Origin of the sequence: Taibaiella helva (genome assembly GCF_003545695.1) — a bacterium.
Lineage (GTDB): Bacteria > Bacteroidota > Bacteroidia > Chitinophagales > Chitinophagaceae > Taibaiella > Taibaiella helva.
On the sequence record NZ_QUZZ01000012.1, the window covers coordinates 83,061 to 106,737 of the forward strand.

The 23,677-nt window shown below is 52.3% G+C and carries 19 protein-coding genes and 1 pseudogene; 14 read left to right on the top strand and 6 right to left on the bottom strand.

The window, feature by feature from the left end:
* Positions 1-340: 340 nt before the first annotated feature.
* The gene (locus tag DZC79_RS17230; RefSeq protein ID WP_157977234.1) at positions 341-1,255 is read left to right on the top strand and encodes a T9SS type A sorting domain-containing protein; all 915 of its coding nucleotides are present in this window, start codon (positions 341-343) and stop codon (positions 1,253-1,255) included.
* 79 nt (positions 1,256-1,334) lie between these two features.
* Here DZC79_RS17230 and DZC79_RS21905 read toward each other — a convergent pair whose 3' ends face one another.
* Positions 1,335-1,778 (bottom strand): T9SS type A sorting domain-containing protein, encoded by a 444-nt coding sequence (locus DZC79_RS21905; protein ID WP_394342506.1) that lies wholly within the window; start codon positions 1,776-1,778, stop codon positions 1,335-1,337.
* A gap of 1,605 nt (positions 1,779-3,383) precedes the next feature.
* Between DZC79_RS21905 and DZC79_RS17240 the strand changes: the two genes are divergently transcribed.
* The 6 genes from DZC79_RS17240 (at position 3,384) to DZC79_RS17265 (ending at position 12,326) form a co-directional block, all read left to right on the top strand.
* The gene (locus DZC79_RS17240) at positions 3,384-4,814 is read left to right on the top strand and encodes a S1C family serine protease (protein WP_198666931.1); all 1,431 of its coding nucleotides are present in this window, start codon (positions 3,384-3,386) and stop codon (positions 4,812-4,814) included.
* 289 nt (positions 4,815-5,103) lie between these two features.
* A complete protein-coding gene (locus DZC79_RS17245) occupies positions 5,104-5,385 on the top strand; it encodes a hypothetical protein (protein WP_157977235.1) in 282 nt (93 codons plus the stop codon).
* A 165-nt stretch (positions 5,386-5,550) separates the two neighbouring features.
* The gene (locus tag DZC79_RS17250; RefSeq protein WP_157977236.1) at positions 5,551-8,766 is read left to right on the top strand and encodes a M1 family metallopeptidase; all 3,216 of its coding nucleotides are present in this window, start codon (positions 5,551-5,553) and stop codon (positions 8,764-8,766) included.
* A 110-nt stretch (positions 8,767-8,876) separates the two neighbouring features.
* On the top strand, positions 8,877-10,823 hold the full coding sequence (locus tag DZC79_RS17255; RefSeq protein ID WP_118952863.1) for a peptidylprolyl isomerase: 1,947 nt from the start codon (positions 8,877-8,879) through the stop codon (positions 10,821-10,823).
* 139 nt (positions 10,824-10,962) lie between these two features.
* A complete protein-coding gene (locus DZC79_RS17260; RefSeq protein WP_118952864.1) occupies positions 10,963-11,847 on the top strand; it encodes a cupin-like domain-containing protein in 885 nt (294 codons plus the stop codon).
* 44 nt (positions 11,848-11,891) lie between these two features.
* A complete protein-coding gene (locus DZC79_RS17265; RefSeq protein WP_118952865.1) occupies positions 11,892-12,326 on the top strand; it encodes a GNAT family N-acetyltransferase in 435 nt (144 codons plus the stop codon).
* A gap of 149 nt (positions 12,327-12,475) precedes the next feature.
* On the opposite strand, the gene DZC79_RS17270 is transcribed toward DZC79_RS17265, so the two are convergent.
* Positions 12,476-13,759 carry a TCR/Tet family MFS transporter gene (locus tag DZC79_RS17270; protein ID WP_118952866.1) on the bottom strand — a complete coding sequence of 428 codons (1,284 nt, stop codon included), beginning with the start codon at positions 13,757-13,759 and terminating at the stop codon, positions 12,476-12,478.
* 341 nt (positions 13,760-14,100) lie between these two features.
* Between DZC79_RS17270 and abc-f the strand changes: the two genes are divergently transcribed.
* On the top strand, positions 14,101-15,690 hold the full coding sequence (gene abc-f, locus DZC79_RS17275) for a ribosomal protection-like ABC-F family protein (protein ID WP_118952867.1): 1,590 nt from the start codon (positions 14,101-14,103) through the stop codon (positions 15,688-15,690).
* Between the two features lie 22 nt (positions 15,691-15,712).
* Here abc-f and DZC79_RS17280 read toward each other — a convergent pair whose 3' ends face one another.
* The 3 genes from DZC79_RS17280 to DZC79_RS17290 form a co-directional block, all read right to left on the bottom strand.
* Positions 15,713-16,342: an ankyrin repeat domain-containing protein gene (locus DZC79_RS17280; protein ID WP_262607336.1), complete on the bottom strand. Its 630-nt coding sequence runs from the start codon at positions 16,340-16,342 to the stop codon at positions 15,713-15,715.
* Between the two features lie 100 nt (positions 16,343-16,442).
* A complete protein-coding gene (locus DZC79_RS17285) occupies positions 16,443-16,922 on the bottom strand; it encodes a DinB family protein (protein WP_118952869.1) in 480 nt (159 codons plus the stop codon).
* 78 nt (positions 16,923-17,000) lie between these two features.
* Positions 17,001-17,492, bottom strand: coding sequence for an SRPBCC family protein (locus tag DZC79_RS17290; protein ID WP_118952870.1), 492 nt, complete (start codon positions 17,490-17,492; stop codon positions 17,001-17,003).
* A 178-nt stretch (positions 17,493-17,670) separates the two neighbouring features.
* On the opposite strand from DZC79_RS17290, the gene DZC79_RS17295 reads away from it, so the two are divergent.
* The 3 genes and pseudogenes from DZC79_RS17295 (at position 17,671) to DZC79_RS21685 (ending at position 21,131) form a co-directional block, all read left to right on the top strand.
* Complete coding sequence (locus tag DZC79_RS17295) at positions 17,671-18,651, top strand: GlxA family transcriptional regulator (protein ID WP_118952871.1); 981 nt, start codon at positions 17,671-17,673, stop codon at positions 18,649-18,651.
* 225 nt (positions 18,652-18,876) lie between these two features.
* A complete protein-coding gene (locus DZC79_RS17300) occupies positions 18,877-19,425 on the top strand; it encodes a hypothetical protein (protein ID WP_118952872.1) in 549 nt (182 codons plus the stop codon).
* A gap of 185 nt (positions 19,426-19,610) precedes the next feature.
* A pseudogene (locus DZC79_RS21685) lies at positions 19,611-21,131 on the top strand (sulfatase-like hydrolase/transferase).
* Between the two features lie 77 nt (positions 21,132-21,208).
* On the opposite strand, the gene DZC79_RS17310 reads toward DZC79_RS21685, so the two are convergent.
* Complete coding sequence (locus DZC79_RS17310; protein WP_118952873.1) at positions 21,209-21,445, bottom strand: hypothetical protein; 237 nt, start codon at positions 21,443-21,445, stop codon at positions 21,209-21,211.
* A gap of 433 nt (positions 21,446-21,878) precedes the next feature.
* Between DZC79_RS17310 and DZC79_RS17320 the strand changes: the two genes are divergently transcribed.
* The 3 genes from DZC79_RS17320 to DZC79_RS17330 all read left to right on the top strand — a co-directional run bounded on the left by DZC79_RS17320 (position 21,879) and on the right by DZC79_RS17330 (position 23,643).
* A complete protein-coding gene (locus DZC79_RS17320) occupies positions 21,879-22,382 on the top strand; it encodes an SRPBCC family protein (protein ID WP_118952875.1) in 504 nt (167 codons plus the stop codon).
* A 9-nt stretch (positions 22,383-22,391) separates the two neighbouring features.
* Positions 22,392-22,967 (top strand): dihydrofolate reductase family protein, encoded by a 576-nt coding sequence (locus DZC79_RS17325; RefSeq protein WP_118952876.1) that lies wholly within the window; start codon positions 22,392-22,394, stop codon positions 22,965-22,967.
* Positions 22,968-23,070: 103 nt separating this feature from the next.
* On the top strand, positions 23,071-23,643 hold the full coding sequence (locus DZC79_RS17330; protein WP_118952877.1) for a hypothetical protein: 573 nt from the start codon (positions 23,071-23,073) through the stop codon (positions 23,641-23,643).
* The last annotated feature ends 34 nt before the right edge of the window (positions 23,644-23,677 follow it).

The window sequence follows — 23,677 nt, forward strand, 5'->3', positions numbered from 1 at the left end:
TGATCACACCTGCTTTGTTGCCGTTCTTCAACGCCAGCTACAGGAATACTTCAAAAAGCAAACCAATTCGTCTTGCCGGAAAAAGAGACAGTTTTTTTATGACAGGTGGTGACTAAAATACAGCGCTGCCGGAACGGTCCAGGAAATAATTGCAGCAACTGGCAATACCGGCTGCAACATCGACATAAAAATGACAGGAATTCATACAACACTGAAAGACAGCAACAATACCAATTAAGCTCATAAATTAACAACATCTTACATGATCCATTGCCATAATACGAATACCGCCGGGATAACTTCGTAGGACTTATTTTTTAACCATCCAATACACATGATTATGTTCCGATCTCTATTCTTCAAAAAGCCGGCCCTTATCGCTTTGCTGCTCTGCGCCGGCATCCTTCCAGCCTCCGCTGCGATACTGACCATTACGGTGGGCGGCGCGAGCAATACCTTTTCTCCCAGCAGCGCCACTATATTCCTGGGCGATACCGTCCGCTGGCAATGGGCAGGCGGCTTCCATACCAGCACGAGCACTTCCGTTCCCGGTGGAGCGGCTACCTGGAATCAATCGATGACTTCCGCCGCCGGAAATTTCGACTATATTCCATCGGTGACGGGGACCTACAATTACCAGTGTACACCGCACGCTCCGGTTATGGTGGGCACTTTTACCGTATCCCAGCCGCTGCCGGTAAGTATGGAGCCTCTGAGCGCGAAGATCAACACCGAAGGCAGGGTACAGCTGAGCTGGAAAACCCTTTCTGAAACCAACAATAAACAGTTTGCGGTGCAGCGCTCAGCCGATGGTTTCAGCTTCAAAACGATAGGTACCCTGGCCACCAAAGCCCCGGGCGGCTTCAGCCATGAGCCGCTGCACTATAGCTATACCGATAAGGAAATACTGGCGGCCAGGGCCTTTTACCGCCTGCAGCAAACAGATAACGACGGCAGGCAGAGCTACTCCAATGTCTGCTTTATCGCCCGTAAAGGGGCAGAGGATCTTGTACTGCACCTGCACCCCAACCCAACCCGGGATCATGTGATGGTCCACCTCTCAGGTCCCATAGGCGAGGCGGCTTCGATCCAGCTCCTGGACCTGACGGGTAAGCTGCTCGAACAGTTCAGCCTGGCCAAAGACAATAGCGATATGCCCTTGTTCGATCTCCGCAAACGCGCTGCCGGCATCTACCTCATCCGCTATACCGACGACCGCCAGACGCTTACGGAAAAAGTAACCCGCAGCGAATAGACTGGCTATCTGTATAATAAAAAAGGAAGTCAAGTTTTTATCAAAACTTGACTTCCTTTTTTATGGGTCGTATGACGACTTAATGGTTAACCACAATCTTTTTTGAAGTAACTGCCGAACCATTGCTGACAGATACCAGGTAAGCGCCGTTGGCATAGCCGCTGAGGTCGAAAGTATATTCGCCGTTGAAGGCAGATACCTTGTAGACTGCTTTGCGCGCTCCGGTGATATCGTAGATGGTCACGGCAAGATCGGTCGCTTTATCCAGGTTGGTGCGCATCCTCAGGGTACCGTTCACTACGGGATTGGGGAAAATGCTAACGGCATTGTCCAGCTCCGTACTCTTGGTACTGATACCTGTAGCCGGCTGGCTACAGGCGGCTGCTGCTGCGATCGTATTGGTGGTCGTGGTGCCGGTATTGGTAGGATCGAGCCAGGGCTTCAGCTGTGCATTCTGTGCGCCGTTGCCTTCGGGATATTCCCAGTTGCGGCTGATCTTGCTGTACACAGCGTCCTGTGCCATGATCACGTGCTCCCCGTGCTTATTGGTATCGGCATCACAGTACTGGTTGTCGCTGCCACCGCTGAGGTCGCCCACAATACGGCCGTTCACGTCAAAGAGGGCGCTTCCGGACGAGCCTTCCTCGTTGCCTCCTGTGCTAAAGTTTATTGCCCAATGCGTACCGGGAACGCTCCATTGGTTGAAAGTACCATTGGGCGAAATGGCGCTGCCCACTGCCAGCTTTTTGGAATCTCCCCTGGGATGATGGAACCCGATATAGGTGCTGGGAGAAGGCAGCGAAGCAGCGCGGTTCCAGCCGGCAAAATAAGCGCCGTAGGCCACCGGTACTTTGTTGTTGAGCTTTACCAGCAGGAAGTCGCCCAGAATAGGGGCCACATTCTTGTCATAATCTGCGCGGGCCACGAACTGGGCGCCGGCCATCGTTTGCGTGTTCGGCGCTACCGAGTTACCGGCGCAATCCGGTGTTTCAAAGTTAAAATAGAAGATCCATTGGGAGAACGGCAGGCTGCCCTTATTGTTGTCCTCTTCGCAGTGCGTTGCGGTCAATACATAGGGCGTACAATCTCCTTTTGTATTGTTGATCAATGTACCGGTACACAGGCCTACAAAACCGCCGCCCATAGGCATTACGATCCTCACGGTTGCCTTGCGCTGCTGAGGATAGTTCTGCCCCGCGGTGCAGATGGCATTGATCTCGCATACTGCAGATTTGCCGTCGGCAAAATCGGCGGTGGGCTTGGCCGCAGTACTGATATCATCGTTACCCGCATAGGCCTTCAAACCAGCATCGGGATAATACATAACACCAGCCTGGTTAATATGCCAGCTGATCTCTTCAACATTCACATCCTTGTCAATATCCAATTCAAAGTTCACGATACCACCCTGCACTTCCTGTGTGGCAAAGCGGCCTTCTGCATTGTTGTTCTCTGCTGTATAAGCGCCCAGCAGCTGTTTGCCGTTACCATTGCTGATAAAGTACTTTACACCTTCCGGCAGCACAAAGCGATCGTAATACAGCACCATGGAAGGGACATCGCCCATATTTACCTGGGCGCGCCACACCCTGCGCCCGTCAGACAAGGTTACCATAGTGCCGGAAGCCGGGAACGTAATATCGACCGGGGCCAGCACGCCTGCATGATAGGGACCGGGCCGCATACGCGACTGGATGTTGTCTTCCTTCTTTAGCTGTACCAGGTCAGGTGTTTTAGCATATACCGGCGAGAAGGCCTGGTTGCTTACAGCCGCTTCAGTAGAAATAAGACTGAGCGGTAATCCTCCCTTACTGATCTGGGCATGGGCGATAGTGCAGCCCCCCGTAGCCAGGATCAGCGCAAAAATTGTTTTTTTCATTGAATGAAATTTGAAAATAGATTGAGCCGTAGATGTATCAAAGATGAAGTCTCAAAGCTACCTATAATACCGACAGAATTGCTGTTGGTACAGTTGTTTCACATTTTTTTTGCTAAACGATTTGGGCGCCCTTTTTGTTAGTGCCTATATTTGAAGTGATTAGCCAATAATATTTCTTTGCATCCTTTATTTAGCCGGTTGCCGCTTATGCATTTACAACTGGCAATTTCCTGTAAAACGAGCTGCCCTATGCGCCTGTATCTCTTTCTGGTCTTGTTGTTGCTGCCTGTTCTGCACCTGCATGGCCAGAACCTGGAACGAAGTGTGGTCAAAATTTCCGTTACCAAACAAGAATATGATTATAATCAACCCTGGCAGAAGTCCAAGCAATCCAAATCATCAGGCTCGGGTTGCGTGATCACAGGCAACAGGATACTGACCTGCGCACATGTAGTGGAGTTCGGAGAATTTATTGAAGTAAAAAAATCGAAGGATTCCCGCCGCTACACTGCATCTATCGAATTTATCGCTCCCGAGTACGACCTGGCCGTGCTTAGGGTCGACGACGAAAACTTTTTCAATAAAGCAAAGCCTTTACCGATAGGCGACCTGCCCGACATCGGCGATAAAGTAACGGTGTACGGCTTTCCTACAGGCGGCAACGATATGAGCGTTACCTCGGGTATTGTATCCCGGATCGAGAATATCGACTTCAATTATGATAACTATAATGACCTCGGCATACAGATCGATGCCGCTATTAATCCCGGCAACAGCGGCGGTCCTGTGGTAAGGGATACCACGCTTGCCGGCGTGGCCTTCCAGGGTAAGACCTCCAGCCAGAACATCGGTTATATGATACCTACTTCGGTGATCAAAGCCTTCCTGCGTGATATCGCCGACAGCACCTACGATGGTCCTGTTCCCGTATGGCTGCAGTGGCAAAGCCTGGAGAACAATGCCTTGCGTCATTGCTTCGGCATTGCTGATACGGCTACCGGAGTATTGGTCAACAAAGTGCATTTCTGCTCTGCCCTGGCCGGCGCCGTGGAACCCGACGATATCCTGCTGGCGGTAGATAGCCTGGACATCCAGAATGACGGCTCGGTCTATGTCAGCAATGACGTCAAAACAACCTTTGAGACCATTATCAAGAACAAGAACCAGGGCGATACCGTAACCCTGCACGTGCTGCGACAGGGCCTCGATACGGTGATCCGGCAACCGCTCGAGTACAGCCGTTCCAAAGAGCTGCTGGTAGGTAAGGTAGACCTGGCGCCAAAGTATTATATCCAGGACGGCTTTGTATTCATGACACCTTCCTACTATTATTTCCAGGATGAGTCCTACTGGCAATATTACTATCCCGAGCTCAGCTATTACTATTATGCCAAAGTGCTGAACAACCCTGAGATGGAAGAAGTGGTCATTATCTCATCGGTGCTGCCGGATAAATCCAATGTAGGCTACCACGACGTGAACAATAAGATCGTAAGGCAGATCAACGGCTACGATATCCGCAATTTTAACGACCTCATCCGAGCCTTTGAGCGAACGTCGGATTACTACACGATCATAGACAGCGAAGGCAATCGCTATGTGCTGGACGCCACGCACCTCCAGGAGAACAACCAGGAGATCTTTCGCAAATACGGCATCACACAACAGATGCGCAATTAAAAATTATGTTTACAAAAGACCAAAGGAACGTTGCGGCAATAAAAAAGCCCCGTTAAATCGTTAACCGGTGGTTAATGGTTTAACAGTTTCTTGGTAACCCTTCCAGGCAATAACCTGTTATTTTGTTGTGTTCGGTAGCCAATAAACAAATACCGGTCACAAGCATAAAGTAACAATGGGATTCAACCCGGAATTTTTCAAAACGATAATCATTAAACTAAAAACGTTTTCTGCAGCTGTATTTTCTGTTACTTTAATACAACCTGAAGAGAACACAAATCTGGGTATTATGAAAAAAGTATTTTTGTCAATGGCCCTGCTGGGTCTGGTAGCCGTAGGAACTGTAAACGCTCAGGATCAGGATAAGAAGAAGGACAACACCAACAAGCAGGAGCAGCCTGCCGACCTGAAGAAAGATGAAGTAAAGAAAGAAGATCCCAACACCAAAGAGCAGCAGATGAGCAACGATGCTCAGCAGAAAGCGAAAGAGGATCAGCAAAAGCAATATGATCCTAATCAGCAACCCGCCCAGCCCGCCGAGCCCAAGCAAGACACCGCCACACCTCAATAAGAGCAGGTGATAAAGAGCACAGAATACCAAAACCTGTGGTATTCCATGCAAGCACCTCCGCCACAATCCCGTGGCGGAGGTTTTGTTTTAAGGCATACGGTTTCCTGCCGGGTTTTGTATTTTCATGCCGCAATACCAGGGAAATACATGCACAAACATTACTTTTTGATTTTATGTCTGCTACTGGCAGCAACCACAGGCAGGACGCAGGAATACGCTTCACCGGAAAATAAACTTTACTGGAAAAACAGGAAACCGCATGCCGCTTACTGGCAGCAGGACGTGGCTTATACCATCGATGCGCGTATCGATGAAACCACGCATCAGGTCAATGCATCGGAGCTCCTGGTCTACACCAACAATTCCCCGGATACGCTTCCTTTTGTTTTTTTCCATCTGTTCCAGAATGCTTTTGTCAAGGGTTCCTATACCCATGCGCTGGAACAGGCCAACCATATACCCACCCGGCTGGGGCACTACGAAGCGAAGGGGCTGGGCATTGTGGTCGACGACCTGAAGGCTGACGGCATACCGGTAAAAATGGAAATGGACAATACCATATTAAAGGTGTACCTGCCCCGGCCCCTGGCCCCCGGACAGAAGGTGACTTTCAGCATGCGCTTCGACGCCTACTTTGACCGGGGCGGCACCCGTCGCCGGATGCTGATGTACGATGCCTGGGGATTTATGCACTACAACGGATGCCAGTGGTTTCCCAAGATATCGGTATATGATGCAAAGTTCGGCTGGGATACCCAGCAGCACCTGGGCAAAGAATTTTATGGTGATTTTGGCAGCTATAAAGTAAGTCTTGATTTTGCATCCAATTATATTGTAGAGGCCACCGGTACGCTTCAGAACCGGGAAGAAGTATTGCCCGCAGACCTGCGGGCCCGGCTCGATCTCCGGAATTTTGCACAAAAGCCTCTGGAAGAAAAGCCATCAGTGATCATTCCCTATAAAAAGGGCGAGCGGAAGAAATGGGTCTTTTACGGCGAGAACATCCACGATTTCGCCTTTACTGCCGATCCCAGCTACCGTATCGCCACCGAGTACTGGAACGGTGTCGAGTGCGTGGCGATCACACAGGAGCAGCATGCCGCAGGCTGGCAGACCGCCGCAGGCCTGGTGGCAAAGATCATCAAAACCTATTCAGAAGAATACGGGCTGTATCATTATCCCAAAATGGTAGCGGCAGATGCCAGGGATGGTATGGAATACCCTATGATCACGATGGATAACGGCGTTGATCCCCTTTATCATGGTCTGCTGGCGCATGAAATTGCGCACAACTGGTTCTACGGAATGCTGGGCAGCAACGAAACCTACCGGGCTGCGCTGGACGAAGGCTTCACGCAATTCTTAACAGCAGAGTGCCTGGAGCGGATCGACGGGAAGGTATATGTTGAATCTTACAAGAACAACTGGGAGCGGAAATTTTCTGAGCCGCGGCTGGCCAGGGATATAAGGGTCTACAACAGCTATATTACCGCTGCTGCAACCGGCAACGACCACCAGCTCAACACACACTCCGACGACTTCAACGGCGCCCTGGGACATGGCGGGGGCTACCAGATGGTCTATTATAAGACGGCGGCTATGCTGTATAACCTGCAATATGTGCTTGGCGACTCTCTCTTTGCGGCAGCGATGCGGCATTATGTGGACCAATGGAAATTTGCCCACCCTTATTTCGAAGATTTTCGCAACAGCATCATCCAATTCACCAGGACCGACCTGAACTGGTTCTTCGACCAATGGCTGGAGACGACCAAAAGTGTCGACTATGCCGTTACCGGGATCAGGAAGATTCGCGGAACGGATAGCTTCGCCATCCGGTTCAGGCGTAAAGGGGATATGCAGATGCCTGTTGACTTTACCGTTACCGCCCGGAAAGGTGAGCAGCAAAGCTTCACCATACCCAATACCTGGTTTGTAAAAGAAACGCCGGCTGCTGTGCTTCCGCGCTGGACCGGCTGGGGAAAGCTCAACGGGCGCTATACGGCAAGGATATACGCGCCCGGAGGCATCAGCCGGGTAACCATCGATACCAGCCAACGTCTGGCCGACAGGATGATGCTCGACAACTATCGCGGCAGCAATCCTTTTTTCTGCGCGCCGCAAATGATCGTAAAGCCCGACTTCGGGCTGCCTCCCGCTACAGATTGGAAGCACTACCGGCTGTACATAAGGCCCGACCTCTGGTACAATGCGGTGGACGGTGTCAAAGCCGGCATACACATGGAAGGCAGCTACCTGGGCAATATTATGACACTGGACGGTAGCGCCTGGGTCAATACACAGCTGGGCCGCTGGGACCGCTATACCCATTCCGGCGACCGGACCGGCGGGCAAAAATGGCTGAACTATACGCTTAACCTGTCCACGCCGCTCAGCCTTAAGCTACCGCAGGTACGCACCTTCTTACAGAGCCGCTTCCTGGATGGCCTGTGGTACCATAAAGCGGGCATCAGCTGGCAGCCCGGCCAACAGGACCTGGTATCGGTTTTCGGGCAAACCTTTTTCCGCCGCAGGGGCTATACCGATTACCTGCTGTCGCCGCAGGAATGGAACAGCGACGCCGGTCATCCCAATACTTCGGTCAACCTCTCCTACCGTCGCGGGTACAAATACCTCCGGGGAGCGGGCCGGCTGCTGTTGTCGGCCAGGGCGCCGTTCCTGACCAGCAGCTTCAACTACAGCTATGCAGAGCTGGAATGGAATAATACGCACGTATGGCGGCGACTGTTGATCAAAACACGCCTGCTCACCCGCTATGGCGCCGGTAGCAGGATGCCGGCCGAAAGCGCCCTGTTCCTGGCGGGCGCCAGTCCGGAAACGATGATGGACAATAAATATACGCGCAGCATGGGCTTTGTGCCGGCAGGTTGGACCGGTTATTCCCCCTATGAGACCAATCACTTCCAGGAGGGCGGAGGGCTCAACCTGCGCGGCTATGCCGGCTATTTTGCCTTTGACCGGCGCAACGGGGCAGAATATATTGCCTACAGGGGACGCAGCGGCGCCGCGCTGAATGTTGAGATAGACTTCACCAATTATTGCCGCTGGCAGCCCGCGCTTACCCGCAGCTGGCTGGCGCTTGATCTGTACGCTTTCGCCGATGCCGGGGTCATGGAGCTGAGCCGCTATACTCCTGACCAGGACGGCTATCCGGTAAGCACCCCGGCAGAAAAGATATCGGACCTCAGGATGGATGCGGGATTAGGCGCGGCAGCAACGATAAAGAAATGGGGACCATTTGAAAAAGCAAAGCCGCTCACGATCCGTTTCGATATGCCGGTCTTCCTCAGCCGGCCGCCTTACGGTGCGCCGCAATACTGGGGCGCCCGCTGGCTGATCGGCGTATCCAGGGCATTTTAAATGGATAAAATCCTTAACATTCACATTAACACCCGTACCCCGATCAAAAAAAATACTTTTCTATCTTTACGCCCGTTAAAAAAGCCATCCACACAAAAAATATTTTTACAATGCGTGTCCTTTTTTCAATTGCGGTTGGTGTAGGCGCCGTACTTACGGTCTTTTCCGCCAATGCACAAACTTTGTTCACTTATGGCCCCAATGCCGTGAGCAAGGAAGAATTCCTGAGAGTATACCAGAAGAACAACGTACAAAAGAAGCCGGATTTCAGCGCTAAGTCCGTGAATGAGTATGTAGACCTTTACTCCCTGTTCCGGATGAAGGTGAAAGAAGCCGAGCAGATTCACCTGGACACAACTGCTGCCGTGCGCAGCGAGCTGAGCAATTATAAAGGCCAGCTGGCGCGTACTTATCTCTCCGACAAGGAAGTGACCAAAGGCCTGGTGAAGCAGGCCTACGACCGGATGAAGGAAGAAGTAAAAGTGGCGCATATCCTGGTTGCCGTGCGGCCTAATGAAGATACAGCCCGTGCCTACCATAAGATCGACAGCATCTACAATGCCATAGTATCGAAAAAGGCTGATTTTGCTGAAATGGCAAAACAGTACTCCGAAGACAAAGGTTCTGCTGTTAAAGGTGGCGACATAGGATTCATCACTGCCCTGCAGGTTGTCTATCCCTTTGAGAATGCGGCTTACAATACACCTGTAGGACAAGTATCCAGGCCTTTCCGTACACAGTTTGGCTTCCATATCCTCAAAGTGGAAGAAAAGAGAAAGAGCAACGGACAGGTACAGGTAGCACAGATCATGATCGCAACTCCGAAGTCAAAAGGAGAGCAGGGTGTGACAGACGCCAGGAAAAAGATCGGTGAAATACAGGCGATGGTAAAAAGCGGCAAGCCCTTCGATCAGCTGGCCAAAGAATACTCTGAAGATAAATTCTCCAGGGATAATGGCGGCCTTATGGAGCCATTCGGCGTAGGCAAGCTGATGCCCCAGTTTGAATCAGCAGCCTTTGCGCTCAAAAAGCCCGGCGATATTTCAGAACCCGTACAAACAGAATATGGTATCCACCTGATCAAGCTGGTCAGGAAGATCCCACTGCTGCCCTTCGACAGCCTTCAGGATAACATTACCCGCCGCGTCGATAACGACAGCAGGGCTACTATAGCCAAGGAAGCTTACCAGGAGAAGATCAAAAAGCAATTCGGGTTTAAAGAATATCCCGGGCACCTGGAGAAGCTGACTAACGACATCATCACTACCGATGAGCAGCACGACTATAATGCAGAGGATCATAAGTCAGCCAAAGAGACCTTGTTTGAGCTGGGCGGCAAAAAGTATACCCAATATGATTTCGCAGTTTTTGCCGGCAGCTACATCAGGGGGAAAATCATGGGCAATAAGAAAGCAACGGTCAGCGATCTTTATAAAATGTACCAGAATTCCGTGCTGAACGACCTGCAGCAGGAGCAGCTGGAGAAGAACAATGTGGAATACCGCAACCTGGTCAACGAATACCGCGACGGCATTCTGCTGTTTGACCTGATGGATAAGAATGTATGGAGCAAGGCTTCGAAAGATACCGTAGGCCTGGCCAGCTTCTACAAGGAGCACAAGGACAAATACCAGTGGCAGCCCGGCTTTGATGGCACCTTATACCAGGCGGCCAATGAAGCCGACCTGGTAAAGCTCCAGACGGCCGTTAATAAAGGGACGAGCGCTTCGGATGCCCTGGACCAGATCAATACAGCAGAGAATCCTTCACGGATCAGCCAGCAGACCGGCCGCTTCGAATTCAGCCGCTTCCAGGCAGATGCCAGCGCTTTCCCTGAGGGAAAAGCCAGCAGGATCTTTAAAAATGAGGACGGAAGCTTTACCCTGGCCGTGCCCTTAAAGCTTTATCCGAACGCGGAAACAAAATCGCTCGACGAAGCAAAAGGCTTTGTCGTAGCCGACTACCAGGACTATCTTGAGAAAAGCTGGAACCAGGACCTGAAGAACAGGTACCCGGTAAAAGTGGATGAGAAGACCTTGAAAAGCATTATCCGCTAAGCATAGCATTTGTGTTACGATCTTTAAGGAGCTGCCTTTCTGCAGCTCCTTATTTATTTGTAAACTTTATAAAAACAAATTATAAACTGCCTTTGACGACCGGGAATTCTGGATATTTTCGTAGCTTATACCATAAGCCATGCAGGTACAAGCCATCGACCGGGTAAAGACGATCAGCCCTTCGGACTTTCATCAGCATTACCGCATACCCCGGAAACCGGTCATTATCGAAACGCTTTCCCGGGAGTGGCCCGCTCATGATAAGTGGACATGGGATTACTTCAAATCCCTTATAGGTAAAGTCGAAGTACCGGTATACAACAATTCCCGGGCCGGCTCCAGGGTATTGGTCAACGGCGGCGACGACAATATGCTCTTTGGCGACTACATCGATATGATCCGCAGGGGTCCGTCCGAATGGCGGATCTTCCTTTTCAACCTCTTGAAGCATGCGCCGCAGCTCAAAGAAGATTTTACCTTTCCCGCCCACCTGCTCAAAGGCTTCCTGAAGTCCTTTCCCATGCTTTTTGTCGGTGGCGCCGGCTCGATAGCGCACATGCACTATGATATAGACCTGGCCCATATTTTCCATACCCAATTCCTCGGCAGAAAGCGTATCCTGCTTTTGGAGAATAACCAATCGGCGTTTATCTACCGCATGCCCGGCACCGTAGAAAGCACTGCCAGCTTCGTCAGCTGGCAGGATGGGTTAGATACACATCACTTTCCTGCCCTGGCCCTGGCCAAGGGCTATACTGCCGTGCTGGAGCATGGCGATACGCTGTTTATGCCCACCGGCTACTGGCACCACATGGAGTACATGGAAAGCGGCTGCGCTATGAGCCTGCGGGCCATGCCCGAAACCATTGCCGGAAAGCTTAACGGGCTTTATCACCTGATCGGCCTGCGCCATTTCAACAATATGATGATAAAGCTGCACCCCGAATGGTGGTACCATTACAAACGCCGTTCGGCCAAAGCCAAGGCCGAGAGGGCCATACAGCAGCAGAAAGGGGAAGGCTGAGCGACGGGCATCCGGGCTGCGCTTCCTTGCTTATCTTTGCGCGCATGTTCACCATAAGCACCCCCACTGTCGCAGCCTACCCGCAACTATTGTTCCTATGGGAAGCCTCTGTAAGAGCGACCCATCATTTTCTCAAGGAAGAAGACATTCTCTTTTACAAGCAGCAGCTGGCGACTGTCTATTTCCCACAGGTACAGCTCAGCTGCGCTTATAGCGGCCAGGGCGATCTGCTGGGCTTTTCCGGCGTTGCCGGCAACAACCTGGAGATGCTGTTCGTTTCGCCCGATGCCCGTGGTAAAGGCGTGGGCAGATTACTGCTGGAGCATGCCATCAGGGAGCAAGGCGTAAGCAAGGTGGATGTCAACGAGCAGAACGGGCAGGCCCTGGGCTTTTACGAGCATGCCGGCTTTAAGATCACCGGCCGTTCGGAATACGACGGGCAAGGCAAGCCCTACCCCATCCTGCACCTGGCATTATAAAGACAGGCCATTACTTTAGCACGGCCTGCTGCGCACGGCCGTATAGACGACAAAGGCGAAGGCATCACTAACGCGGATAGCAAGTCCTTTTAAAACCAGAGGCCTTTCACGATGATCGCGAAAGGCTTCTGTACATGGATTACAGCAGATCAGTGTATCGGCGCGGCCGCTTCGGTATCGCCGCTGCCCTCGATTACCTTCAGCAATTCGGGGCGTTCTTTCTTTTCCCGGTTCAGCACTCTATTGGCAATGATTACACTGAGCAGCATACAAACCGCGCCGATAAGGAAGTGAATGCCCGGGAAGTGGAACGGCGCCTTGCTGCTGGTAAAATAGGAGAAAGTACCGCTCATGATCAGCGGGCCTATGATGGTAGTAAGGCTCATCAGGCTGGTAAGCGCGCCCTGCAGCTCGCCTTGTTGATTGGCAGGCACATGCCCGGAGATCACCGACTGGAGCGAGGGTCCGCAGATACCGCCGAGGCAATAAGGGATCAGGAAGGCAAACATCATCCAGCTTTGGGTGGCAAAGGCAAACAGCACCAGGCCCAGGGTGTACAGCGACAGGCCGAGGTAAATGCTTTTTTCGTTACCGATCCGGGGATTGATCACCCGGGTAAGCCCCGCCTGCACTGCACCAACCAATACGCCCACCACAGCAAGGGAAATGCCGACCATGCCTTCAGTCCAGTGGAAACGATAGATGGTGAAGAAATTCCAGTTGCCCTGCACGGCCTGCGCGCCCAGGTAGATCAGGAAAAAGCTGAAAGCCAGTCCGCCGATCTCGGGATGGCGGGTCAGGAATTTCAGGGAGCCAAAAGGATTGGCCCTTTTCCATTCGAAGGGACGGCGATGCGCTTTATCCAGTGATTCGGGCATGAAGAAATATCCATAAATGCAGTTGACCAGGCACAACACTGCTGCTGCATAAAACGGCGCACGGATACCCCATGTCGCCAGCAGAGCGCCTAAAGCGGGTCCCAGCACAAAGCCCAGGCCAAAGGCAGCGCCGATCATACCGAAGTTCTTGGCCCTGGAAGTCTCGTCGGTGCTCACATCGGCGATGTAAGCGGTGGCAGTCGTAAAGCTTGCGCCGGTAATACCGGCGATCACGCGGCCCAGGAACAGCCAGCCATAAGCCGGCGCCAGCGCCAGTATCACATAATCGATACCGAAGCCCAGCAGGGAAAGCAGCAGCACCGGCCGCCGGCCGAATTTATCGCTCAGGTTGCCGATCACCGGCGCAAACAGGAACTGGGTAATCGCAAATACTGAAAGCAGCAAAGCCCCGTAAGTGCTGGCCTGGTTGACGGGAATGCGCTTCAGCTGAGCGATCAGGTCGGCCATTACCGGGATAATGAGGCCCCAACCCATAACGTCGATCAGGAGGGTGATGAAAATAAAGCCCATAGCGGCTTTTTTCTGGTTGTTCATAAAGCAGGTAAGTTTGAAGAGGTTTATCCGAAGGGCTGTAGCGAGAGCCGCAACCGGATGCAAGTTGCAACATTATTCCGGCTTGCGCCGGGTGTCGTTGCGACAAATTGCAGGGCAGATACGACTTTGAGCGAATACTCCCGGAGTGTATATCGTTCTCTCATAGGCTTCATTCCGGCAACCGGGATTCTTTACGGTTAAGAGATTATCGGTAAAATCTGTATCTTTGCATCTCCACCCCAACACACAACATGTAGAAAAAATTGCTTTCAACCGATCATGAACCGCAGACCTGAACCAGGTTGCGCTTCCATTATCTCATCCTCAGAAAGTAATTGCTCATGCTTACGTTACAACAGATCACGTATGCGCATCCCAATAAGGATGTGCTGTTCGACCAGCTTAATTTTACCCTAAACAAACAAGACAAGATCGCGCTTATTGGCAACAACGGCGCCGGCAAATCCACGCTGCTGAAGCTTATCGCCGGGGAGCTGCACCCGCTTTCGGGTGAGTTGCGCGCAGAAGCCCGGCCCTACTATATCCCGCAGCATTTCGGCCAGTTCAACGATCAAACGATCGCCGGGGCATTGCATATTACGGAAAAGCTTTGTGCGCTGCAGGCCATCCTTGAAGGCGATGTGCGCGAAGAACATTTTACCGCGCTGGACGACGATTGGGGCATAGAAGAGCGGTGCCGGGAAGCCCTTGCCCAGTGGGGACTTGAAGGACTTGACCTGGCGCAGCAGATGGCTTCTCTGAGTGGCGGACAAAAGACTAAAGTATTCCTGGCCGGCATACAGATCCACAACCCGCAGCTGGTCCTGATGGATGAGCCCAGCAATCACCTTGATGCCCGCAGCAGGGTCCTGCTTTACGACTATATCCACAACACGCACCATACCCTGATCGTGGTGAGCCACGACCGGGTGCTGCTTGATCTGCTTCCTGCAGTATGCGAGCTAAGCAAAAAGGGCCTTACTGCATATGGCGGCAATTATACCTTCTATGCCGGGCAAAAGACAATCGAAGCCCAGGCATTACAGGAAGATGTCAAAGACCGCGAGAAAGCGCTGCGCAAAGCCAGGGAGGTGGAAAAGGAGGCTATAGAACGACAGCAAAAGCTGGATGCCCGGGGTAAGCGGAAGCAGGAAAAGGCCGGTGTACCCACGATCATGATGAACACCCTTAGGAACAATGCGGAGAAAAGCACCTCCAGGATGAAGGACGTGCATGCGGAAAAAGTGGATGCGATCCGGCAGGAGCTGGGCGAGCTGCGCCGCGAGCTTCCAGATAAAGACAAAATGAAGATCGGCTTCGAAGATTCCGCATTGCATAACGGGAAAATACTGGTCACGGCAAAAGAGATCAGCTTCCGGTACGGCAGGCATTCCGTATGGGAACATCCGTTGAGCTTCCAGCTGACCAGCGGGCAACGTATAGCGATCAAAGGCAATAACGGATCAGGTAAAACGACCCTTATACAGATCATCCTGGGCAGCCTGGAGCCGGCCGCCGGCGCTATACAGCGGGCGCCGGCCACTACGATCTACATCGACCAGGACTATTCGCTTATCGACAACCGGCTTACCGTGTATGAGCAGGCGGAACAATTCAACACAGGGCGGCTGCAGGAGCATGAGGTCAAAAGCAGGCTCACCCATTTCCTGTTCCAAACGGCGCAGTGGGCCAAACCCTGCACAGCCCTGAGCGGCGGCGAAAAGATGAGGCTTATCCTGTGTTGTCTTACCATAGGCAAGCAGGCTCCGGATATGATCGTGCTTGACGAACCGACGAATAACCTCGATATCCAGAATATCGAGATCCTTACCGAAGCGATCAACGGCTACCAGGGCACCCTGATCGTGGTCAGCCACGATGCACGTTTCCTTGAGCAGGTTGGTGTCTGCGACGAGATCGTACTCGACTAAGATGATCTCATAGGCAATCCATTCAGATGGCGCCGGCCTGCTCCAGCAGTTGCGCCATCTCTTTTTGTCCTTTTTCGCGGGCATGCTGCAGCGCCGTCACGCCGTCCTTATCGGGCAGGTTGACATCGGCGCCTGCGCGGATCAGCATATCCATGATCTGCAAATGCGCTGCCCCACCTTTACCCAGGATCACTGTTTCCAGCAGGCCGGTCCAGCCCAGGCGGTTGATATGATCGACCGGGAACGATTTGTCTTCCAATATCGCGGCAACCGTATCCACATGCCCTCTTTCACAGGCGGGGATAAGGGCCGAGCCTCCATAGCGGTTATACACACTATAATCGGCGCCGGCCTTCATGCAGCGCCTTACGATATCCGTCAGGCCTTCCGCGCCGGCATACAGGAAAGGTGAGTCAGAGATACTGTCCTGCGCATTTACATCAGCGCCGGCATCGATCAAAGCTGCTGCAGCATCCAGGCTACGCAGCGACAGGGCCAGCAGCAAGAGCGTCTTACCGTCCGCATCCCGCATTTCTTTATCTGCCCCCGCTTCCAGCAGGGCAGCAACCGCTGCGGGATCGTTTTTCCTTATTGCCTGCATCAGCTGTGTACGGTTATCTTCCATAGGTATCTGTTTCTGTTCCGGCCGCAAAGTTAGGCGGCAAAGCGATTGCAGCGCTCGTCATTTTAATGAATACAGAGGGCCGATCTCGACGATCAGCCCTCTGCTCTTGCTGCCGGAAACGGCAGGCTCACTCCGGATCATCGGCCGGCTGCACCAGCTTTTTGATCAGGACGATCTGCCCCAGATGGTAATGGGTATGCTCGATAATACCATGCAGGTTGCGGTAGTAATTACCATAAGGCTCTTTGACGAATAGCTCGCCCAGCCGCTCCTCCGGTAGTTGTTCAATTAAAGTAGCAAATGTCTCCGCATCAGCCCAGGTCTTTTGCTGTAACCGTTCCCAGCCCTCTGCACCGGTGATCGGCTGCAGATCGAAGCTGTACGCATCTTTAGCTTCCAGCGGCCCGCCTTCCAGCACTTTGCGTACGGCATCGATATAGTAATTCATATGATACACCAGTACGGCAATGGTATTGAAAGTATGCACCTTAGTCACCGCCTGTTCCCAGGTGACGCCGGAAAGGGTATCTTTCAGATTAACGGAAGTCCAGTTACCGCCGAAATGTACAGCCTTCAGGTGCTGTGCGATTTGTGCTGAAGCATTCATAGCTATTGCATTTTTTACGGCAATAAATGTACAGCTTCCTTTTTGCACGGGAAAGCAGCGCATCAATGACCGGCTTTCTTATCCCGGTATCTTCCATTTATCCAGCAGCGCTGAGTTAAAGCCGCCTTCCGGCGGGTTGGGCTGCCCTTTGCCGGTCCTGACCAGGTCGTACAGGCTCTTGCGGATATAGTTGGTCCAGGCATCATTACAGATCTCATAACATTCGTACTGCGGCGTCAGGCCCTGGTGGGTAAAGCGCAATTCCGTTCCAGTCTCCACCGGGCTGATCTCAAAAATGATCCGGGTGTCTTTCCACTCCTCCTGGTCGTCGATAAAATTGAAATGGTTATCCAGCACATGCCAGACAATCCTTTCCCCGGGAACGACCTGCTCGAGCCTGATCCTGCTGATGTGCACCTCTTTAAAGTGGTAAAGAAAACAATCGCCCTCTTTTTCCGTGGGGCCTTCTATCGCTTCAGACCACCATCCGCGTACATTGCAGATGGCATCAAAAACTTCCGCCGGTGTCTGACCGGTAATGAATGCAGTGCTGAAATCCTGGTTGTTCATGCCATTATCGTTTTAAGAAGTGGGAGTATGCTTGCGGCAGCAGCGATATGCTTTTCTCCTTACCGCTTTCAAGGGCAAAGCTACGGTCGCGAACAGCCACGCAAAGGGGGCAAAATAGACTTTATGATGGGTTGATCCGGCCAGGATCATTGCCTAACTTTGTCAAAACGCCGTTCTTATGAAAAGGGTGATCATCGTGGTTCCCGAGGGGCCTGTCAATGCGAATACGATCGGAGGCGCCTTCGATATTTTAAGCAAAGCCAACGACTATTGGAAAAGCCAGGGAAATGCCTCCCGGCTGGAGCTCAGCGTTGCCGGCTTTGTGCGCGAGCTGCGGTCACACAATGGCTACCTGGCGATCCTCCCCACCGACATCACTGCCATCAAACGTGCCGACATGGTCATGATCCCCGCGCTCCTGGGAGACTATGAACGTACCATCGAAAAGAACGCGGCGCTTATCGAATGGATCCGTAAACGCTATAAAGCCGGCGCCGAAATAGCCAGCATGTGTTCCGGCGCCTTCCTGCTTGCGGCCACGGGACTGCTCGACGGGCAGAGCTGCTCCGTTCACTGGAACAGGCTTGAGCTGTTCCAGCAGCTCTTTCCGCAGGTTAATGCACAAGCCGGCAAGATCATTACTGCCGCCAATGGTATTTACACCAATGGCGGCGCCTATTCCTTCCTGCACCTGGTCCTCTACCTCGTAGAGCAGCTCTTCGACCGTACGACGGCAATCTTCTGCGCCAAGATCTTCCAGATCGATCTCGAGCGGAGCTCCCAGTCCCCCTTCAGCATTTTCGAAACCCAGAAAGAGCATGATGATGAGCTGGTAGTCAGGGCCCAGACCTATATTGAAGAGAATATTGACGAAAGGATCTCCTTTGAAAAGCTGGCGACCCAGCTGGCGGTCAGCAGGCGCAATTTCGACCGCAGGTTTACGAAGGCCACGGGCAATACACCGGTGGAATACCTGCAGCGGGTCAAGGTGGAAGCAGCCAAGAAAGAGCTGGAGAACGGCCGTAAGACCATTCTGGAAATCATGCTTGACGTAGGCTACAACGACAATAAAGCCTTCAGGGAAGTATTCAAAAGGATAACCGGCTTGTCTCCGCTGGAATACCGGAATAAATACAGCAAAGAAAACGCCCTCGCGTAAGGAATTTTGCGCAGCAGCCCCTGGTAAAGCCTAAGCTTTGTCCCGGTTTATACTTGCCGGCTAGCGTAGTTCTACGGGATCAGGGCGTGTTTATAAGGTATTTAACCTGTCTGACGATTATTTCCCGGAAAAGCCTGTTAGCTTTGTTTTCGGAGCAGGAGCGACCCATTTCAATGCCTGGCCAGACATTCCTGCATTCTTCTTACAAATCAAACCAAACAAGCTATGAATGCCACCGAAATCATTTCCATCCTTATCGCCATCATTGGCTTTGCAGCCATTCTCTGGATCGGCTTAGGCACCAGCATACTGCGCGCAGGGAAAGACAAACCCTACAGCTTCCACCGCTTGCAGACCTGGTTGTGGACGATGCTCATTTGCCCCTGCTTCGCGCTGAACTGGGGATTTGTTAACCCATCGGCGCCGGACGTTAACCTTACAGCGCTGGTCCTCCTGTCGATGTCGGGCGGTACGGCAGCGATTGCTGAAATGGTCAATTCCGTTCACCTGGAGAGCCAACGTAAGCAGCCCGGCATATCGCTCAAGCTGAACAGCGATTCCTCGGGCAGCTTCTGGACCGACATCCTGATGGATGACAGCGGGAACCTGTCTATAGGGCGCCTTCAAAATCTTGTCTTTACGTTTGTCTACCTGGCAGTGTACTTGTCGATGTTCTTTCCCGAAATGAAGTTTCCTGTCTTTGAAAAGACAGCCTATGTCCTGATGGGCATCTCTTCGGGCAGCTTCCTTATCGGCAAAGGCCTGAATAAATAACCAGAAAGGAAAACCTTGCCCTTAAATTCTTCCGGCATTTTATCACCGGAAGAATTTTTATTTGTGTAAAAGGAGGGGGACGAAAATGGGGGTTGGGCAAAATGCCAACATCAGTACCTTAGCATGCGTTATGCCTGGCGCATAGCAATCCTTATTCCATAACCATTTCCAAAACCAAAAAGACAATGAGTGTTCGCCAACGCCTGGGTAACCTCGAAGGTAACCCCGACATTATCATTATCATTTCCGACCAGGAAAGAGCTACCCAACATTTTCCCGACAACTGGGAGCAGGAACATCTTAAAACCCTGACCTTCCTCAAAGAGAATGGCTTCAGTTTCGACCGCGCCTTTTGCAATACCTGCATGTGCTCTCCCAGCCGGTCGACCTTGCTCACTGGTCTTTATCCTGCCCAGCACCATGTTACGCAAACGCTTACGGAAGGCGGCAGGTACTCTCCGGGGGAAGTGACCCTGGACAATACCCTTCCTAATATCGCGCGTATGCTTTTCGATGCCGGCTACGATGTGCAATACCGCGGCAAATGGCATGTGAGCAAAGGCGCCGACGGCGGCGGTCCTGCACCTTCGGATATTGCGATGTTCGGCTTCAGGGGATGGATAGCGCCGGATGCCGGCGAGGATACGGCGCCTGAAAATTTCGGCGGCGGCTTTGCCAATCACGACAAGGCCTATATACAGCAAGGCATCGCTTACCTGCAGTAGGTAAGAGAAAGAAGGGCGAAAGGCGACAAGCAACCTTACTGCCTGGTGCTTTCCCTGGTCAATCCACACGACGTGCTTTGCTATCCCAAAGACTTCCAGTACGGCTACAATGAAAGCTTCCTGAACGGGCCTATCGGTTTGCCCAAGACCGTGAACGAGGACCTTATCGCCAACAAGAAGCCCTCGGCGCAAGTACAAGTCAAAGCTACTGCTGCATTAAGCCTCGGCGCGTTGAACACCTCAGAGAAACAAACCAGCTACATTAATTTCTATGGCAACCTGCTGCGCGTGATCGATACCGAGGTCGGTTTCTTTATCGATGAGCTTTATAAAGAAACGGAAAACGGAAGGCTGGCCGACCAGGCGCTGGTGATCCGCATCGCCGACCACGGCGAGATGGGCATGGCGCATGGCGGCATGCGACAGAAAGCTTTCGTTACCTATGAAGAAGCGCTACGTATACCGATGGTCTTCTCCAATCCTGTGCTGTTCCCGAAAGACGCGCCATATAAGGCTACACAGAACCTGGCTTCGCTGATCGATATCCTGCCTACGCTCGCCGATCTTATCGGCATCGCGCCGCCGCAGGGCTTGCGCGGCACCAGCCTCGCGCCTCTTCTGGAAAAGGACCAGCCTGTACAGGACGCGATCCTCTTTACTTTTGACGATACGAAAGCCAGCGCTGCCGATAAAGCCAGTGTGGTAAAAGCGGCAAACCGCATCCGCAGCGTAAGGACTACCGAATGGAAATACAGCCATTACTTTGATGCGCTGAACGGCTATCCGGACGAATACGAGCTGTATGATCTGCGCCAGGAAAATGCGCTGGAATATGAGAACCTGGCTTACCATCCCGACTTTGCGGAGATCAGGACAAAAATGGCCCTGCTGCTTGAAGAGCAGGTAAGGCAGAAGCTGGCCATTCATCCCGTGCCCTTCGAACAGGAAGCCTTCATGGACTGGTACCAGCGGCAGGATTAAGCCTATCCTTAAATTGCCAACGCGCCATGGATCGGTCCATGACGCGTTCTTTTTTGATTGTCCGGGCAGTTACCAGCTCAGGAGCGCGGCGGTGGGGGTGGCCACCAGATGGTTCCGCTTTGCGTATTGCTGAGCCAGGGCTTGCCCTGGCAGCTTGTGCCCGGATGTGCCGACAGGCAGGCCTTTATCCAGCCATTGCCTTCCGCATGGCTGCTCACTTTCTTTTTGCTGCAATAGGTGGCTCCTGCGTTGTCTGCATACAGCTGGTACGCGGGATAGCCTTCCTTTGCTGCATTACTTTCATGCTGTGTCATTTGGTGTTTTTTAAACGGTAAAAAAATAGAATTGGGCGATCCCCGGCCGCCGGCTTCGGGGCTTAGCCCGGAATGGCCGGCATCGCCTCAAACTTACAACCCGGATCTGCCGGACACCAGCGTAAAAACACCCGTTTCTATATTCAGGGGAAAATGCGTGCCGGCCAAAGCCCGCGCCTGCTGCGCTTGCCGGCCACGGTTACATACCTTCAGGAGGAACTCCCAACAGCACAAAATGTATTTCAGAAAAGCAACCAAAGTCGATATACCGGAAATCGTAAAGATGCTGGCAGACGATAAGCTGAAGCTTCATTTTTAATTTTCCAGGCCACACTGCCTTCTTTTTCAAAAAAAATAAACAAAAAAACAGGAAACTAAAATTTGCACTTATATTTGCAACCAATCAGTTTCTTAATTTAAATTACCATATAAAATGAATCCGAACCTTTCATTTGACTTTACCGTAGACAAGGCAAACCATACAATCCGCATCAGGAGAGCTTTTGCCGGCAGCCTTGACCTGGTTTGGGATGCCTGGACCCTGCCCGAGCTGCTCGACCAATGGTGGGCGCCAAGACCTTACCGGACCGAAACAAAATCCATGAACTTTACAGAAGGCGGTACCTGGCTCTACGCTATGATCAGTCCTGAAAACGAAAAGCATTGGTGCAAGAACGATTATCGTACCATAGCACCGGGAAAAAGCTTTAGCGGGCTGGATGCCTTTTGCGATGAGCACGGCGCCGTGAATACCGCGATGCCGAGAACGTTGTGGACAAACGTTTTCACGGCAACAGACGGCACAACGCTGGTGAACATTACCGCCCTCTACGATAACCTGGCCGACCTGGAAAAAGTGATCGCTATGGGCTTTAAGGAAGGGCTCACCTTGGCTTTGGGCAACCTGGACGAATTATTGCTAACGCTGAACAAATAAGCTACCGCTATGAGAAAACTAAAGCTGCAAATGCAGGTAACGCTCGACGGCTTTAATGCAGCCGGCCCCAACGACGAGCAGCATTGGGTCACCTGGGACCTTGAAGGGATCAGGCAATATGTGAACGGCCTGTTCGACACCTCCGATACCATCCTGATCGGGCGCAAGCTGGCCGTGGATTATATTCCCTACTGGGAAGACACCTTCACCAGGCCGGATGATCCTATGCATGACTTTGCCACAAGGATTGTAAAGGCCAGGAAGATCGTCTTTACCAAAACGCTGGAAAAGTCGCTCTGGGCACGGACCGAGCTGGCAAAAGGCGACCTGAAGGAAGAGGTAAACAAACTGAAACAGCAGGCCGGCAAAGACCTTATCGTGTATGGCGGCAGCTCCTTCGTCGCCTCGCTGATAAGGGAAGGGCTGATCGATGAATTCCATTTCTTTGTTAATCCCATCGCTATTGGTAAAGGACATTCGGCCTTTGCAGCGCTCGAGCAATGGCAGCCGCTGAAACTGGTGAAGAGCATGACCTGCGGCAGCGGCTTGCTCCTGCTGCATTACGAAAAGCAAGACCAGGAATAGCAGCATATTCTCCCTTAAGGACGGCGGCAGCACTACCCTATCCTGCCGCCGTCCGTTGATCTTTTCCGTAAGCTTACAGCTGTACCCCTATATGCTTTGCTTTATGCGAATACTGATCCTTATACTCCTGTCCGGTCTTTTCACAACATACCTTTACGCCCGGGAAAACAGGAAGCCCCCTGAAGCAACAGTTCATAGTATCCGGGGAGACTTTGACGGAGACGGCCGCATAGACAGCGCTACCGTGGTCCATGTAAAAGAAGGACGGGGCAATCCGGTTGAAGACGGCACTCCGGACGAGTACGAGATCCGCTTCCCGGGCAGCAGCACGCTGAAGCCGGTAAAGGCCGGCTGCTGCTCCCTCCGCCTCGTCAATGAAGGCGACCTGGACGACGATGGTGCCGATGAGCTTTCCCTTGTCCAGGCGCCCATGAACGGCTGCACTTATCCCATGAAAACCTGCTCCTTCACACATGGCGCCTGGAGGGATATCGTACCTTTGTTCCTGGTCCCTACCGGCTGCAGCCCCGTGAGCGAAGAAGCACTGCAGCAGCGGGTTTCCGCCGAAAAGGGCAGTATCTATTACCTGGACACCGACGGGAATGATGAAAACGGCGAGCTGATCAGGAAAAAAGTAAGCGCAAGAACAGCAAAGAAGATCAACCCTCCGGAATAATAGATTATTGCGCGCGTGCAACGACAAAGGTCAC